The 15,768-nt window shown below is 58.5% G+C and carries 13 protein-coding genes; 6 read left to right on the forward strand and 7 right to left on the reverse strand.

Annotated elements, in window-relative coordinates; genetic code table 11:
- Positions 1-44 precede the first annotated feature (44 nt).
- The 4 genes from dam to trpS are packed head-to-tail and all read left to right on the forward strand — an operon-like array spanning position 45 to position 3,287.
- Entirely contained in the window at positions 45-857 is an 813-nt protein-coding gene (gene dam, locus ACJ8IM_RS19155) for an adenine-specific DNA-methyltransferase (protein ID WP_004930319.1), read from the forward strand.
- 51 nt (positions 858-908) lie between these two features.
- Complete coding sequence (rpe, locus tag ACJ8IM_RS19160) at positions 909-1,586, forward strand: ribulose-phosphate 3-epimerase (RefSeq protein WP_004930320.1); 678 nt, start codon at positions 909-911, stop codon at positions 1,584-1,586.
- Positions 1,579-2,277, forward strand: coding sequence for a phosphoglycolate phosphatase (locus tag ACJ8IM_RS19165; protein WP_015379295.1), 699 nt, complete (start codon positions 1,579-1,581; stop codon positions 2,275-2,277). The genes rpe and ACJ8IM_RS19165 overlap by 8 nt, the downstream gene beginning before the upstream one ends.
- A 2-nt stretch (positions 2,278-2,279) precedes the next feature.
- On the forward strand, positions 2,280-3,287 hold the full coding sequence (trpS, locus tag ACJ8IM_RS19170) for a tryptophan--tRNA ligase (RefSeq protein ID WP_025304534.1): 1,008 nt from the start codon (positions 2,280-2,282) through the stop codon (positions 3,285-3,287).
- Positions 3,288-3,338: 51 nt separating this feature from the next.
- Here trpS and cysG read toward each other — a convergent pair whose 3' ends face one another.
- Genes cysG through nirB form a run of 4 tightly spaced genes read right to left on the reverse strand, consistent with a single transcriptional unit; the run spans position 3,339 to position 8,482 of the window.
- Positions 3,339-4,742, reverse strand: coding sequence for a siroheme synthase CysG (gene cysG / locus ACJ8IM_RS19175; RefSeq protein ID WP_049213867.1), 1,404 nt, complete (start codon positions 4,740-4,742; stop codon positions 3,339-3,341).
- Positions 4,743-4,792: 50 nt separating this feature from the next.
- Positions 4,793-5,593, reverse strand: coding sequence for a nitrite transporter NirC (gene nirC, locus ACJ8IM_RS19180; protein ID WP_033649319.1), 801 nt, complete (start codon positions 5,591-5,593; stop codon positions 4,793-4,795).
- A 16-nt stretch (positions 5,594-5,609) separates the two neighbouring features.
- A complete protein-coding gene (gene nirD / locus ACJ8IM_RS19185; protein WP_019456155.1) occupies positions 5,610-5,936 on the reverse strand; it encodes a nitrite reductase small subunit NirD in 327 nt (108 codons plus the stop codon).
- A complete protein-coding gene (gene nirB / locus ACJ8IM_RS19190) occupies positions 5,933-8,482 on the reverse strand; it encodes a nitrite reductase large subunit NirB (RefSeq protein ID WP_041036997.1) in 2,550 nt (849 codons plus the stop codon). The genes nirD and nirB overlap by 4 nt, the downstream gene beginning before the upstream one ends.
- 303 nt (positions 8,483-8,785) lie before the next feature.
- Between nirB and ACJ8IM_RS19195 the strand changes: the two genes are divergently transcribed.
- On the forward strand, positions 8,786-10,054 hold the full coding sequence (locus ACJ8IM_RS19195) for a cytosine deaminase (protein ID WP_277949678.1): 1,269 nt from the start codon (positions 8,786-8,788) through the stop codon (positions 10,052-10,054).
- 346 nt (positions 10,055-10,400) lie between these two features.
- Positions 10,401-11,969 carry a phosphodiester glycosidase family protein gene (locus tag ACJ8IM_RS19200; RefSeq protein ID WP_101455699.1) on the forward strand — a complete coding sequence of 523 codons (1,569 nt, stop codon included), beginning with the start codon at positions 10,401-10,403 and terminating at the stop codon, positions 11,967-11,969.
- Between the two features lie 47 nt (positions 11,970-12,016).
- Here ACJ8IM_RS19200 and ACJ8IM_RS19205 read toward each other — a convergent pair whose 3' ends face one another.
- The 3 genes from ACJ8IM_RS19205 to ACJ8IM_RS19215 form a co-directional block, all read right to left on the reverse strand.
- The gene (locus tag ACJ8IM_RS19205; RefSeq protein WP_051917647.1) at positions 12,017-13,039 is read right to left on the reverse strand and encodes a YdcF family protein; all 1,023 of its coding nucleotides are present in this window, start codon (positions 13,037-13,039) and stop codon (positions 12,017-12,019) included.
- 339 nt (positions 13,040-13,378) lie between these two features.
- Positions 13,379-14,563, reverse strand: coding sequence for an MFS transporter TsgA (gene tsgA, locus ACJ8IM_RS19210; protein WP_033636290.1), 1,185 nt, complete (start codon positions 14,561-14,563; stop codon positions 13,379-13,381).
- A 191-nt stretch (positions 14,564-14,754) separates the two neighbouring features.
- Complete coding sequence (locus tag ACJ8IM_RS19215) at positions 14,755-15,735, reverse strand: LacI family DNA-binding transcriptional regulator (RefSeq protein ID WP_033654859.1); 981 nt, start codon at positions 15,733-15,735, stop codon at positions 14,755-14,757.
- Between the last annotated feature and the right edge of the window lie 33 nt (positions 15,736-15,768).

A 15,768-nucleotide genomic window follows, 5' to 3' on the forward strand; every position in this document is an offset into this window, starting at 1 on the left:
GTACAATCCGCCGCTCTGAATTGTATAAGTAGCTAATTGACGGCATGAAGAAAAACCGCGCTTTTTTAAAATGGGCTGGTGGAAAATACCCGCTGGTAGATGAGATTCGTCGCCATCTGCCGGCGGGAGACTGCTTAATCGAGCCCTTCGTGGGTGCGGGATCCGTCTTTCTGAATACGGATTACGACGCCTACATTCTCGCCGACATCAATAGCGATCTTATCAACCTGTATAACATCGTTAAGCTGCGCACGGATGACTTCGTGCGCGATGCCCGCACGCTTTTCGCCGATGAATTCAATAACTCGGATCAGTTTTACCTGCTGCGAGAAGAGTTCAATACTAGCACCGAGCCTTACCGCCGGGCGCTGCTGTTCCTGTACCTGAACCGCCACTGCTATAACGGCCTGTGCCGCTATAACCTGCGCGGCGAGTTCAACGTGCCGTTTGGCCGGTACAAGAAACCGTACTTCCCGGAAGAAGAGCTCTACTGGTTTGCCGAAAAATCGCGCAATGCCACTTTTGTCTGCGAGCATTACCGCGATACCATGGCGAAGGCCGTGGCCGGCGCCGTGGTGTATTGCGATCCGCCTTATGCGCCGCTGTCGGCGACGGCGAATTTCACCGCCTACCACACCAACAGCTTCAGCATCGCCGATCAGCAGAGCCTGGCGCATCTGGCGCACCAGCTCTCGGTAGAGAGCCAGGTACCGGTATTGATCTCCAATCACGATACCGAGCTGACGCGCGACTGGTACCAGCATGCCGCGCTGTATGTGGTGAAAGCGCGCCGCACGATCAGCCGCAACATTCTCGGCCGCAGCAAAGTGAACGAGCTTTTGGCGCTGTATCGCTAAGCCGGGGGCACCCCGGCGCATAACAACTCGACCCTACGTTTGGAGAAGCGGATGAAAAAGTTTTTGATTGCCCCGTCCATTCTGTCGGCAGATTTTGCCCGGTTAGGTGAAGATACCGCCAACGTGCTGGCCGCAGGCGGCGACGTGGTGCACTTCGACGTGATGGACAACCACTACGTGCCCAATCTGACCATCGGCCCGATGGTGTGCGAAGCGCTGCGCAACTACGGCATTACCGCACCGATTGACGTGCACCTGATGGTCAAGCCGGTGGATCGCATCGTGCCTGATTTCGCCAAGGCCGGCGCGTCTTATATCTCTTTCCACCCCGAAGCTTCCGAGCATGTCGATCGCACCATTCAGCTGATCAAAGAGCACGGCTGTAAAGCCGGCCTGGTGTTCAACCCGGCCACGCCGCTGAGCTACCTCGATTACGTGATGGATAAAATCGACGTGATCCTGCTGATGTCGGTTAACCCGGGCTTCGGCGGCCAGTCGTTCATTCACGGCACACTGGACAAGCTGCGCCAGGTGCGCAAGCTGATTGACGACAGCGGCCGCGATATCCGCCTGGAAGTCGACGGCGGGGTGAAGGTGGACAACATCGCCGAAATCGCCGCCGCGGGCGCCGATATGTTCGTCGCCGGTTCCGCCATCTTTGGCCAGCCGGACTACCGCAAGGTGATCGACGAGATGCGCAGCGAGCTGGCGAAGGTTACCCATGGCTGATTTCGGCGCGATCCGCGCATTGGCCTTCGATCTGGACGGCACGCTGGTCGACAGCGCGCCGGGTCTGGCAGCCGCCATCGATATGGCGCTGGAAGAGACGGGCCTGCCGCAAGCGGGTGAAGAACGGGTCGGCACCTGGATCGGCAACGGCGCCGACGTGCTGGTGCAACGCGCGCTGCGCTGGGCGGAAGCGGAAGGCACGCCGGAGCAGTGCAGCCGGCTGCGTGAACGCTTCGACCATTTCTACGCGCAGACCGTCGACAGCGGCAGCCGCCTGTTCCCGCAGGTGCAAGAGACGCTGGCCCGGCTGGCCGCGCACGGTTACCCGATGGCATTGGTGACCAACAAGCCGACGCCGTTCGTGGCACCGCTGCTGGCGGCGCTGGGCATTGGCGACTATTTCTCGCTGGTGATCGGCGGCGACGACGTGACGGAAAAGAAACCGCACCCGGCGCCGCTGTACCTGGTGCTCGGCAAGCTTGGGCTGCGGGCGCATGAACTGCTGTTCGTCGGCGACTCCCGCAACGATATTCAAGCCGCGCAGGGTGCCGGTTGTCCGAGCGTCGGCTTTACCTACGGTTATAACTACGGCGAATCGATCGCCCTGAGCCACCCCGATCGGGTGTTGGAGCGCTTCGCCGATTTGTTGCCCGCTCTTGGGCTGTCATCTTTAGAGAATCAGGAAATTTAAACATGAGTAAGCCCATCGTATTTAGCGGCGCGCAGCCGTCCGGCGAACTGACCATCGGCAACTACATGGGTGCGCTGCGTCAGTGGGTGCAGATGCAGGACGACTACGACTGCATCTACTGCATCGTCGATCTGCATGCCATCACCGTGCGCCAGGACGCCGAGAAGCTGCGCAAGGCCACGCTGGATACGCTGGCGCTGTACCTGGCCTGCGGTATCGATCCGGAAAAAAGCACCATCTTCGTGCAGTCGCACGTGCCTGAGCACACGCAGCTGAGCTGGGTGCTGAACTGTTACACCTATTTCGGCGAACTGAGCCGCATGACGCAGTTCAAGGACAAATCCGCGCGCTACGCGGAGAACATCAACGCCGGGCTGTTCAGCTATCCGGTGCTGATGGCGGCCGATATCCTGCTGTATCAAACCAATCAGGTGCCGGTGGGCGAAGACCAGAAACAGCACCTGGAACTGAGCCGCGACGTAGGCCAGCGTTTTAACGCGCTGTACGGCGACGTGTTCAAAGTGCCGGAGCCGTTCATTCCTAAATCCGGCGCGCGCGTCATGTCGCTGCAGGAGCCGACCAAGAAGATGTCCAAGTCGGACGACAACCGCAACAACGTGATCGGCCTGCTGGAAGATCCGAAAGCGGTGACCAAGAAGATCAAACGCGCAATGACCGACTCGGAAGAGCCGCCTGTCGTGCGTTACGACGTGGTCAACAAGGCGGGCGTCTCCAACCTGCTGGATATCCTCGCCGGCGTGACCGGCAAGAGCATCGCGCAGCTGGAAGCCGAGTTCGAGGGCCAGATGTACGGCCACCTGAAAGGCGCGGTGGCGGAAGCCGTCTCCGGCATGCTGGGTGAGCTGCAGGAGCGCTACCATCGCTTCCGCAACGACGAAGCCTATCTGCAGCAGGTGATGCGCGACGGCGCCGCCAAGGCCCGCGCGCGCGCGCAGGAAACCCTGGCGAAGGTCTATCAGGCCGTCGGTTTCGTACCGCCGCAGGCGTAACGCCGGCGCGAATAGAAAAAGCGGCCAAAGGCCGCTTTTTTTACGTCGGTATCACGCCATTTGCGCCAGGCCGGCGGGCGGTTCCTCGCTGGCGAACCAATTGAGCTTGCTGCGCAGGCTGACCACGCTGCCGACGATGATCAGGCTGGGGCTGGCGGCCTGCAGGGACAAGGCGCCCAGTTGGCCGAGCTCGCCTTCGATCACCCGCTGGCGGCAGGACGTGCCGTTTTCCACCAGCGCTACCGGTGTGGCGGCCGGCAAGCCGTGTGCGATCAGCTGGCGCTGGATCTCCGCTGCCTGCGTTAGCCCCATATAGAACACCAGCGTCTGCTGCCCGGCGGCCAGCGTCGCCCAGTCCAATCCGCCGTCGGCCTTGGCGTGGCCGGTCACCAGGCGCACGCTCTGCGCATGGTCGCGGTGGGTGAGCGGGATGCCGCTGTAGGCGGAACAGCCGGAGGCGGCGGTAATGCCGGGCACCACCGAGAACGGCACGTTGGCGTCCGCCAGCGTCTCCAGCTCTTCGCCGCCGCGGCCGAAGATAAAGGGATCGCCGCCCTTCAGGCGCACCACGCGTTTGCCTTGCAGCGCCTGCTGCAGCAGGATTTGGTTGATTTGCTCTTGCGGCACGCAGTGGTGGCCGGCGCGTTTGCCGACGAAGATGCGTTCGGCGTCGCGGCGCACCAGCGTCATGATCTCTTCGGAGACCAGCCGGTCATAAACCACCACGTCGGCCTGCTGGATCTGCTGCAGCCCTTTCAGCGTCAGCAAGCCGGCATCGCCCGGCCCGGCGCCCACCAGCACCACTTCACCGCGATCTTCCGGCCGTTCGCTGAACAGCTGCTCGAGCTGGCGTTCGGCCAGCGCGGCGTCGTCGTTGGCCAGCGACTGCGCCAGCCGATCGTGGGCGAATAACCGTTCCCAGAAGCGACGGCGAGCGCCGAGGCTGCTGAAGCGTTGTTTTACCCGCTGCCGCAGCGAGCCGCCCAGCTGGGCCAGCTTGCCGAGGTGCTGCGGCAGCATCGCTTCCAGCTTCTCGCGCAGCAGCCGCGCCAGCACCGGCGCTTTGCCGCCGGAGGACACCGCCACCATGATCGGCGAACGATCGATGATTGACGGCATAATAAAGCTGGCGCGTTTCGGATCGTCCACCACGTTGCAGAACACCCGCTGCTGGTTGGCGCACTGATACACCAGTGCGTTGACCTCCAGCCGGTCGGTGGCGGCGATCACCAGCCATTTTTCCGCCAGCAGGGCCGGGCTGAATTCGCCCTCGGCCAGCGTCAGCAAGCCTTCTCCAGCCCAGTGGTGGAACTGTGGGCTGAATGCCAGGGCGTTGACGGTCAGCGCCGCGCCGGCGTCCAGCAGCAGGCGCGCCTTGCGTTCGGCGATCTCGCCGCCGCCCACCAGCAGGCAGGCTTTGTGTTGCAGTTGGCAGAAAATCGGCAGGTAGTCCATCGGCACTCCTCGGGAGAATCAGTATGGGGGCAAAATGCGCCCCCGAAAACTCAGGCGGTCTGACGTGCGGCGGCTTTCGCCGCCTGCGGGCGTTCGGTGCGCGGCGTAGCGTACCAATACCCCAGGCCCATCAGCACCGAGCCGGACAGGATGTTGCCCAGCGTCACCCACAGCAGGTTGTGGCCAATGCCGGCGAGGGTGTAGGCCTCGCTGTGGTTGCCGAACCAGGAGAGGGCGAACAGCGTCATGTTGGCGACGGAGTGTTCGTAACCCGAGGCGATAAAGGCCAGCAGACACCACCAGATGGCGATGAATTTGGCGGCGCCTTCGACGCGGATCGCCATCCAAATCGCCAGGCAGACCAGCCAGTTGCACAATACGCCCTTGAAGAACAGCACTTCGGCCGGCGCGGTGGTTTTCGCCAGCGCGGCGCTGTGCACCAGGCTGGTATCCACCGGCAGCAGGCTGCCGCCGCCGTAGTAATACATCAGCGCCACCAGCACCGAGCCGAGCAGGTTGCCGAGCCAGGTTTGCGGCAGCACCGCCCACATTTGGCTTTGGCGGATGGTGCCGGCCTTGACGCCGAGCGTCAGGAACATCGTATGGCCGGTGAACAGCTCGGAACCGGCGATGATCACCAGCGTCAGCGCGATGCCGAAGGTGGCGCCCATCACCAGCGGCCGCACGCTTGGGTCGACCAGGTTGCCGAGGGTGAAGATCAGGATGATGCCGAGGCCGACGTAGGCGCCCGCCATCGCCGAACTGATCCAAAAGCCGAGCGGGCTCTCCTTCGCCAGGCGGACGATGCGCGCCGCGTTGGCGGCGCATTTGTTGATCGTGTCGGTAAACATGTTGCCTCCCGAAAGGTTATGCCGCGACTTGCACGATGCCGTCGACCACCCGGCTGGCGAAGCTGGCGACGGAACGGCTGTCGTCTTCCAGACAGTGGCCGTCGTACAGGCGGAAATGCTGTTTCTTCAGCGGGCTGGCGACCCACAGCTCGCCCTGATGCTCGGCGATCAGGCCGCGCGACAGCACGCTGGCCTGGGCGAACGGGTCGATATTGCTGATGGCAAAAACCTGCTCGTCGGCATAGGGGCGGAACACCGCCACCTGCCGATCGCCGATCAGGGCGCACACGCCGGTGCCGGGCAGAATGTCGGCGACGGGACAAACGGTAATCCACTGGCTCATGCGTGGCTCTCCTCGGTATCGATCAGGGTGACGGGAATGCGCTCGTCAGGGCGCGCCGGGCGGTGCTGGTCGCGTTCGGCCACCACCTGCACGTTCGGATCGCGCAGCGGGCTGTTGACGAAGTGGGCGAAGCGCAGCTGCGTTTCCGGGTGCTCGACGGTCTCTTTCCACTCGCAGATCACCGCATCGCGCAGGCGGGCGATCTCCGCTTCCAGCTGGTCGTTGATGCCGAGCTTGTCGTCGATGATCACCTTGCGCAGGTAATCGATGCCGCCTTCCAGGCTCTCCAGCCACACCGAGGTGCGCTGCAGCTTATCGGCGGTGCGGATATAGAACATCATGAAGCGGTCGAGGTAGCGCACCAGGGTATCGCGATCGAGGTCGGCGGCCAGCAGATCGGCGTGGCGCGGTTTCATGCCGCCGTTGCCGCAGACATACAGGTTCCAGCCGTTCTCGGTGGCGATGATGCCGACGTCCTTGCCCTGCGCTTCGGCGCATTCACGGGTGCAGCCCGAGACGCCGAACTTCATTTTGTGCGGGGTGCGGATGCCTTTGTAGCGATGCTCCAGCGTGACGCCGAAGCCGACGCTGTCGCCGACGCCGTAGCGGCACCAGGTGCTGCCGACGCAGGTTTTCGCCATGCGCAGCGCCTTGGCATACGCGTGGCCGGTTTCAAAGCCGGCGGCGAGCAGCTTGCGCCAGATGGCCGGCAGGTCGTCTTTCTGCGCGCCGAACATGCCGATGCGCTGCGAGCCGGTCATTTTGGTGTAGAGGTTGTACTCCTTGGCGATCTGGCCGATGGCCAGCAGGCCGTCCGGGGTGATTTCGCCGCCGGCGGAGCGCGGGATCACCGAGTAGGTGCCGTCTTTCTGGATATTGCCGAGGAAGTTGTCGTTGGTATCCTGCAGCGGCGTATGCTGCGGCTTGAGGATGTATTCGTTCCAGCAAGAAGCCAGCAGCGAGCCGACGGTCGGCTTACACACTTCGCAGCCGTAGCCTTTGCCGTATTTGGCCAGCAGCGCCTCGAACGACTTGATGCCTTCGACGCGGATCAGGTGGAACAGCTCCTGGCGCGAGTAGGCGAAGTGTTCGCACAGGTGATGGTTGACCTCGATGCCTTGCTTGCTCAGCTCGGCGTTCAACACCTGGGTGAGCAGCGGGATGCAGCCGCCGCAGCCGGTGCCGGCCTTGGTTTCGGCCTTCAGCGCCGCCACGGTGTGGCAGCCTTTGTTGACCGCCTGGATGATGTCGCCTTTGCTGACGTCGAAGCAGGAGCAGATCTGCGCGCTTTCCGGCAGCGAATCCACGCCGATGGCCGGTTTGCTGCCCGCATGAGCCGGCAGGATCAGGCCGTCCGGGTTTTCCGGCAGCTCGATGCCGTTCAACGCCAGCTGCAGCAGATTGCCGTAATCGCTGGTGTCGCCCACCAGCACCGCGCCGAGCAGGGTTTTGTTGTCGGCGCTGACCACGATGCGTTTGTAGACTTCTTTGCTTTCATCCAGATAAACGTAGCTGCGGGCGCCCTCGGTGCGGCCGTGAGCATCGCCGATGCCGCCGACGTCCACGCCCAGCAGCTTCAGCTTGGCGCTCATGTCGGCGCCCTGGAAGCCGTTTTCGCGGCCCAGCAGGTGATCGACGGCCACCTGCGCCATTTTGTAACCCGGCGCCACCAGGCCGAAGGTGCGATCGCGCCAGGCGGCGCACTCACCGATGGCGTAGACGTCCGGATCCGACGTCTGGCAGCTGTCGTTGATGGCGATGCCGCCGCGGCGGCCAATCTCCAGCCCGCACTGGCGCGCCAGCTTGTCCTGGGCGCGGATGCCGGTGGAGAACACGATGAAATCCACTTCCAGCAGGCTGCCGTCGGCGAAATGCATGGTTTTGCGCGCGGTGCCGCCGCCGTTGACGATCTCCTGGGTATTTTTGCCGGTGTGTACTTTGACGCCCATGCGCTCGATCTTGCGGCGCAGCTGGTCACCGCCCATCGGGTCGAGCTGTTCGGCCATCAGCATCGGGGCGAACTCGATCACGTGCGTTTCCACCCCCAGGCTTTTCAGCGCGCCTGCGGCTTCCAGCCCCAACAGCCCGCCGCCGACCACCGCACCGCGTTTGCTGCGGCGCGCGCAGGCTTCGATGGCGTTCAGGTCTTCGATGGTGCGGTAAACGAAGCAGTCTTGGCTATCCGAACCTTTAATCGGCGGGATCCACGGATAGGAACCGGTGGCCATGATCAGCTTGTCGTAATAGACGGTGCGGCCGGTGTTGGAGTGGATGACCTTCTCGTCGCGATTGATGGTGATGGCGCGCTCGCCGACCAGCACCTTCACGCCGTGTTTTTCGTAAAAGCCTTCGCGTACCAGCGACAGCTCTTCGGCGGTGTGGTGCGAGAAGTAGGAAGAGAGGTGCACGCGATCGTAAGCGATGCGCGGCTCTTCGCAAAATACGGTGATTTCGAACTGGTCTTTGTCTGCTTTATCCAACAGATCTTCGATGAACCGGTGGCCGACCATGCCATTGCCGACGACGGCAAGTTTGACTCTGCTCATTATTGCCTCAAAATTCTGGTTTCCTAGGCTTACCTTATCTCTCCCAATGGGCAATTTATTGATGCAAATCAATCACACCCTCATATACCTCTAACGTGGTATATGGATGATTTTTCACGTTTTTTGATAAGTTGCGGATTTTATTCACCTTTAGCTGAAGCGAGTCAGTTTGCATGCAAACTACCCCGCAGGGAGTAAACACAGGGGGTAGGCAGGCAACGGTGACTTTGTCAGCGCGATCCGCTGCCAGTATGATGAAGAAAACCAGCGCAACGGCAGAGGTGAAGGGTGGCGAAACGTCCATTGAAGTTTATCGATAACCTGCGTTTAAGCGGGCATGAAGGGTTGTGGCAACTGGCGATCGAACAGGGGCGCATCGCGCATCTGGTGCCGCAGCCGGAAGGGCAGGAGTGGCGCAGCGACGTGTTGGATGCGCAGGGCGGGCTGGCGCTGCCAGCGTTCGTCGAACCGCATATTCACCTGGATACCACGCAAACCGCCGGTCAGCCGGCCTGGAACCAGTCCGGCACGCTGTTCGAGGGCATTGAGCGCTGGGCCGAACGCAAAGCGTTGCTGACCCATGAAGACGTCAAGCAGCGCGCCTGGCAAACGCTCAAGTGGCAGATCGCCAACGGCGTGCAGTATGTGCGCACCCACGTCGACGTTTCCGATCCCACGCTGACCGCGCTGCGCGCCATGCTGGAGGTGAAACAGGAGGTGGCGCCCTGGGTGACGCTGCAGATCGTCGCCTTCCCGCAGGAGGGGATCCTTTCCTACCCCAACGGCGAAGCGCTGCTTGAAGAGGCGCTGCGGCTGGGGGCCGACGTGGTGGGCGCCATTCCGCATTTCGAATTCACCCGCGAGTACGGCGTGGAGTCGCTGCATAAGGCGTTTGCGCTGGCGCAAAAATACGATCGGCTGGTGGATGTGCACTGCGATGAGATCGACGACGAGCAATCGCGCTTCGTCGAGACCGTGGCGGCGCTGGCGTTGAAGCTGGAGATGGGGGCGAAAGTCACCGCCAGCCACACCACGGCGATGCACTCTTACAACGGCGCTTACGCCTCGCGGCTGTTCCGCCTGCTGAAAATGTCCGGCATCAACTTCGTCGCCAATCCGCTGGTGAACATTCACCTGCAGGGCCGTTTCGACAGCTATCCGAAACGGCGCGGCGTAACGCGGGTGAAGGAGATGCTGGAGGCGCAGATCAACGTCTGCTTCGGCCACGACGACGTGTTCGATCCCTGGTATCCGCTCGGCACCGCCAACATGCTGCAGGTGCTGCATATGGGGCTGCACGTGTGCCAGCTGATGGGCTATTGCCAGATCGACGACGGGCTGAAGCTGATCACCAGCCACAGCGCGCGCACCCTTAACCTGAGCGACTACGGCCTGGCGGCCGGCAACTGCGCCAACCTGGTGATCCTGCCGGCGGAAAGCGGCTTCGACGCGGTGCGCCGCCAGACGCCGGTGCGCTACTCGATTCGCCTGGGGGCGGTGATCGCCGAAACGCGGCCGGCGGAAACCACGCTGCATCTGCAGCAGGATGAAACGGTGGATTTTCGGCGTTAGCCAGTTCTTTTGCCCGCGACAATAATGGTGAACATTATATGTTGTGGGCCGTTCTCTCACGATAATTCCGGCAACGCGGTGTACATTATTGATCGGTCGATTAAGAACTCTCTTTATAATTTGAATATCTAACAATCATTCATTGAAATAATTCTATATGCATTGTTCTTTATCACGAAATGCCACGCTTCGGCTATTTATAGCCTATATCTTCACATTGTTGGATAATAAAGTGTTGATATTGATCTTAATCAATTATTTTTATTGTTTCACTTTAATTTGTGGATATTTATAAGGTTTTAATCTAGTTGTTTGTGATTGATTGTTAACTTTATTGGTGTCTGATATGCAAGGTTTAATGTTATCTTTCCGCCGAATAGCATTGTTTGGTTTTCTGGTTTATGGCGGGGCATGCTATGCGGCGTTGGCCGGTGAAGGTAGCGTTACGGATCCGACCAATGAATTTGATGATATAAATATTCAGGATCCCAATTGCGATGAACGTGCCACGGAGAAGTATTCGGCTAACAGAGATAGGTATGCCATGTTCACGATGTGCGAAAAGTATGTCGATGGGAAGATGGTTTTAATTCTATGGGTGAACAAGTATCAGGATTATAGTTCGGGCTTTTGGTATGACTGGGAAGAGCCTTATAAACTGAGCATGCTGGTCGGGATAAAACATGATGAAACAGGGAGAGAAAGTCAGCAGCTCTTTCAGTTATATGGATTTGGCAGAGATAAGCGCTTCGTCAAGGTGATACCAACACCAAGGTCTGGGAGATATACGTTTACGCTCAACGCGACCGTACATGCTGATAAAATAGGCAGCGCTAATGATATCTATGTTCGTTTAAGTAAGGAAGTAAACATCGACCCTGATGGTGCTGAAACCTTAATGAAGCTAAATGATGAAATAGAGAAGCATAAAGATGAACCGTTTGCTTATATTTTTGATAAAGACCATCAAATACCCATGCGCTCAAACGTTGATAGATATTATGCCAATAATCAAAATGGCGTGTTGTTGGTGATTCCTGATGTGAGAAAACGAGTGCCGTCATTGCTTCTGGATATGAAAAAAAGGACGTCGTTGCGCTGTGAGATGAATAACAATGCGGTAACGGATGACGGGAGGCGGCAATCATCTGAAATTTATTATCCGGTTGGCGCATGGGGGCGGTTAGCTTTCCCTGACATTGTGCTAAACGTTAATTATTTTGATATCAGGGCGCAAAGAAACGGTACTACCTGGCTGAGTAATGGCTGTGCAACGCCGCTTGGTATGTATTATGACAATATTAGCGGTGGTTCAACACAGCCTGAGCAAGAAACCAGTGATTATTTCCCTGGGCTGCGCCATTTTGTTGATGAGCATAATAAAGCCGCGCCGGTTGACACATTTTTTTGGGAAATGAATCAACCTGGAGTTCCGTTGCATATTGTAATAAATACCGATCGTTTCAGCAGAGAGGCTACGAATTACGCTAATAAGCTAACTAATATGAGAGGCCAATTTGTGGCCTTTTCCGGTACCTCGTTGATTCCACGGCGTGATGATGGTCCGGAAGGGCAGCCGGATAATGGGCCAGCCCAAACGACCCGGATTGCCCTGGGTTACCATAACCAGCAGGATCGTCTTTATATTTTTCACGGCGGTGCTTACCGTGACGGCATTGACCGTGGGGATCTGACCGCGTTGTTCCGGGCATTGGAGGCCAAGGTAGCGATAGAACTGGACGGCGGCGGCTCCGCCGCCTTAGTGATTAAGGACGGCGCGGCGAAATGGGGGGGCGGCGAGTTACCCAAGAGCAGTTGTTCTAACTCTGGCGCCTGGTGTTCGCCGATAAAACAACCTGACGGCAATGCCCGCCCTGTACCTTCCTGGTTGGGAATTGAGCTGAGCCAGCCCTGAGCAGTGAATCGAATCCCGGATGGCGCCGTCCATCCGGGAGCACGCTATCAGTTTAGCGAGAATTCAGGTGCGGCAGAAATCATATACAATCCATAGGCGCGCAGCGCATCACGATAGATACCCAGTTTGCGTTTCCCTTCGAATTTCATTTCTTCTTCGGAGGCGTCAGGGGCTGCGACGGTAGTGATGTCATAATGTTCCCCTTTGGCCAGAGCGAGGGATTGTAAAATGACATGGCATCTGCGCACATGGGTTGCGGAACTGACGATGACAATGTTATTTCGTTTTTCTTGTTTGATGATGTAACGCGAATAAATAAAATTTTCTACGGTATCTGTCGCGTAGTTTTCGGCAATTATCCGGTTTTCATCTATGCCTTGGTGAATCAGCCATTGCTTCATTTCGATGCCTTCGCTTTTATCATGTTTCGGCACGCCGCCTGTTACGACAATTTTAGCCTCAGGCAGCATTTTAGCCATGGCTAAGGTTTTTTCCAGCCGGTCGATCAAGATGCTATCCATGGTACCATCTTCTTTTAATGCATAACCCAAGGTGATAATTAGTGCTGGGTTGTTTTTGTTATAGCCGGCGGGAAGTTTTTCCGCTATTGGCATGGCTAATTGCTCGTTGATATTACCGATTATTGTCGCCACATCTTTTGCTCGTTGCTCACTGATTTTCTTTAGGGCTGACATTTCATTGGTAAATGGTTGCCCCAGATAGTGTTTGTACATCACCAGATAGGTCAGCGCATCAATATCACCACCGGTTTGGGTATTTATTCTGGCATAGACGTCTAGTGCCTTATGAATATCTCCTTGCAGTATGTAGGTATTTCCCAGGCTAAATAGGACATCCAAGCGTTGTGGCGCACTCTGGTGAGCCGAGGATAATGCATTTTCCAGTTTTTCCAGGTTATAAATCTCATAGGCGTTTTTCGCACTTAAGAGGAATTGATGTGTTGTGTTACGCGCATTAATGGCCGACGCTGTTGTGAATGACGTATTTTTACCATAGACGGGGGCGTTGCTTATCAACATTAAGAATAAGGCATAAACTATCTTTTTCATTTATGATATTCCTTTATATATATTTGATGGTGATGCTTGAGCGCTGAGTGAGTGAAAATGATAAGTGAACAGCCGCCGATAGGGCTGCGCTGTTTCTCATTAATCGGAGTTTTCAAATATAAGGAGTGTTGGCATTTTATACAATGCCCATTTAATTATGTTCCGTCACAGCGCGGATTGGAAATGAAACTCGGTTATGCCACCGGCCCAGGGCGCGTTGGCCCAGCTTATGGAAAAGAGGAGAGAATAAAAAATGCCGGCCAGGTAGAAGCGGCCGGCATTTATCTAAGGAGAGGGGCATTATCAGTCAACGACGATGAATTCAGCCCTGTGTGCGGATCAGTGCGTCACGTGGCCGTGGCTGCGGTGCTTGGTCACGAAGCCCAGCAGCAGGCACATCACGAACACCGCCAAATACAGGCCGTTGGCGGTGGTCAGCGCCGCGTGCGCGCCGCCTTTCGCCACGATCGGGCCGGTAACCACGAAGGTCAACATGGTGCCGATGGTGCCGCAGGTCAGGATAAAGTTGACCAGCTTCGGCGAGGAGACCTTGGTCTGCAGCGAGCCGAGGGTGATCAGCGTGGTGTAGATGGCGCTGGAAACGAAGCCCAGGGCCATGATGTAGTAGCCCAGGTGCTCCGGGTTGTCGGTGCTGACGAACAGGTACATCGCGCCGGTAGCCAGTGCGGCCAGCACGGTCACGATGCGCTGCAGATCGAAGAAGCGCAGGATGAAGCTGAACACCCACATGCCGACCATGTAAGAGGTCCAGAAGTCGCTCACCAGCTTACCGGCCTGGCCGATGTCCATGTTGAACGACTTGGTGGCGTACTCAGGCACCCACTGAATGAAGCCCAGCTGGCCGAGAATGTAGCACAGCGCGGCGATCGACAGGAACAGCACGCCGATGCCCCATTTTTCTTTCTCGACCGGCTGGCCGGCGTCGGCGCCTTTCTTGCCCAGCACCGGGAATTCGGAGCACAGGGTCAGCACGAAGATCCCCACGTACAGCAGGCCGATGCAGGCATAAACCCAGTACCAGCCGATATGGCGGGCCAGCAGCATCGCGGCGACGATCGGGAAGATCATCCCGGCCATGCTGAAGAAGGAGTCGGTGAACAACAGGCGCGAACCGCGCTGGCGGCCGGCATACATGTGGGTGATCAGGAAGGTGCCGATCGACATGGTGATACCGCTAACCACGCCGAGGATAAACATGCACAGCGAGAACATGGTCAGGCTCTTGCCGAGCATCAGCCCGGCGACCGCCAGCACCATCAGGACAAAGCCGAAGATCAGTTGACGCTTCAGCGGGATGATTTCCATCAGCCAGGCATTGAGGAAGATCGAAATCAAAATACCGGCGTTGAGGAAAGTAAAGGTGTTGCTCATGCTGGAAACCGGCAGGTTAAAGTACTCTGCAATGTTTCCCATCACCATCCCTGTGACGATCACTAAAGCACCGGTCAGCGCGTACGAAAAGAAGCTGATCCAGGTAAGCCGTATGCGGTTACTGTCATTCATTGTATAGGCCTGAATATGTCTGTTAGAGGTTTTAACGCTGGCATAAGGCCGCTGGCTTTTCCTGGCAAACGCAGAAAAAAGTCCCGATCAGGCCACCAGGGGGCGGATCCTAGCACAGACAACGGGATTTTTTGTGATGGCTGTCGATTTTTTGATGTAACCCATGAAGGGCCGGTGTGCATTATTGTGATCTATTTGCGTACCGTCACAACGGAATCACGGTTGACGATCGTCGGCTCAAACCGGTGCGCCGGGGTGGCGGGGTCGATCAACCTGCGCGCCGCGTATTGGGCCATCTCGCTGATGGGAAAATGTACGCTGCTCAACGCCGGGCGCACGAAAGGCGCGCGTTCGCCGCTGTCGTAGCAGATCAAGGAGATATCCTGCGGCACCCGCAGGCGGTGTTCGTTGATCGCCAGCAGCGCGCCGATCGCCATCTCTTCGTTGCAGCAGTAGATGGCGCTGGGCCGCGCGGCTTGCCGCAGCAGCCGATCGGCGCAGCGGTAACCGCTTTCCAGATCGTAGACGCCCTCCAGGCAGGCCACCGGATCGATATTCGCCGCCTGCATCGCCTCTTCAAATCCCTGCAGCCGCAGGCGGCTCGACGGGCGTTCACGCGGGCCGCTGATACAGGCGATGCGCCGGTGCCCGGCATCGAGCAGCTGCTGCGTCGCCATGCGGCTGGCGAGCGGGTGATCGAAGGTGACGCAGCGGTCTTCCAGCCCCGGCACCAGACGATCGAGCAACACGAAATCACGTTGCTCCGCCGCCAATTGGCGCAGCCGATCGTCGCTGAGAAAACGCACGTGCAGGATCACGCCGTCGCAGCGCAGGCTAAATAGCCGCTGCACCGCCTGCCATTCGTTTTCGGCGCTGTTGCGGCCCTGGGTCACCAGCAGCTGTTTGCCGTGGGATTCGGCCTCGGTCTGCACGAAGTCCATCAGCGCGCCGAAAAAGCCGCCGCGGTACGAGGTGGTGACCAGCCCAAGGGTATTGCTGTGGCTGGAGGCGAGCGCGCGGGCCGCCGGGTTGGGGGTGTAACCGAGCTGGGCAACGGCGCGTTCAACCTTCTCGCGGGTCGGCGCCTTGACGTTGCTGTCGCCGTTCACCACGCGCGATACGGTGGCGCGCGAAACGCCCGCCAGCGCTGCGACATCTTCCAGTGTCACCATCGTCCCACTCCTGAATTACGGCTAAAAAAATGG

It is taken from the genome of Serratia sp. CY33525 (assembly GCF_052169115.1).
GTDB lineage: Bacteria > Pseudomonadota > Gammaproteobacteria > Enterobacterales > Enterobacteriaceae > Serratia > Serratia sarumanii.

What these genes read in the sequence shown, in the direction of transcription:
- dam (WP_004930319.1), top strand. Translation starts at nt 45, where the DNA reads ATGAAGAAAAACCGCGCTTTTTTAAAATGGGCTGGTGGAAAATACCCG.
- rpe (WP_004930320.1), top strand. Translation starts at nt 909, where the DNA reads ATGAAAAAGTTTTTGATTGCCCCGTCCATTCTGTCGGCAGATTTTGCC.
- ACJ8IM_RS19165 (WP_015379295.1), top strand. Translation starts at nt 1,579, where the DNA reads ATGGCTGATTTCGGCGCGATCCGCGCATTGGCCTTCGATCTGGACGGC.
- trpS (WP_025304534.1), top strand. Translation starts at nt 2,280, where the DNA reads ATGAGTAAGCCCATCGTATTTAGCGGCGCGCAGCCGTCCGGCGAACTG.
- cysG (WP_049213867.1), bottom strand. Translation starts at nt 4,742, where the DNA reads ATGGACTACCTGCCGATTTTCTGCCAACTGCAACACAAAGCCTGCCTG.
- nirC (WP_033649319.1), bottom strand. Translation starts at nt 5,593, where the DNA reads ATGTTTACCGACACGATCAACAAATGCGCCGCCAACGCGGCGCGCATC.
- nirD (WP_019456155.1), bottom strand. Translation starts at nt 5,936, where the DNA reads ATGAGCCAGTGGATTACCGTTTGTCCCGTCGCCGACATTCTGCCCGGC.
- nirB (WP_041036997.1), bottom strand. Translation starts at nt 8,482, where the DNA reads ATGAGCAGAGTCAAACTTGCCGTCGTCGGCAATGGCATGGTCGGCCAC.
- ACJ8IM_RS19200 (WP_101455699.1), top strand. Translation starts at nt 10,401, where the DNA reads ATGCAAGGTTTAATGTTATCTTTCCGCCGAATAGCATTGTTTGGTTTT.
- ACJ8IM_RS19205 (WP_051917647.1), bottom strand. Translation starts at nt 13,039, where the DNA reads ATGAAAAAGATAGTTTATGCCTTATTCTTAATGTTGATAAGCAACGCC.
- tsgA (WP_033636290.1), bottom strand. Translation starts at nt 14,563, where the DNA reads ATGAATGACAGTAACCGCATACGGCTTACCTGGATCAGCTTCTTTTCG.
- ACJ8IM_RS19215 (WP_033654859.1), bottom strand. Translation starts at nt 15,735, where the DNA reads ATGGTGACACTGGAAGATGTCGCAGCGCTGGCGGGCGTTTCGCGCGCC.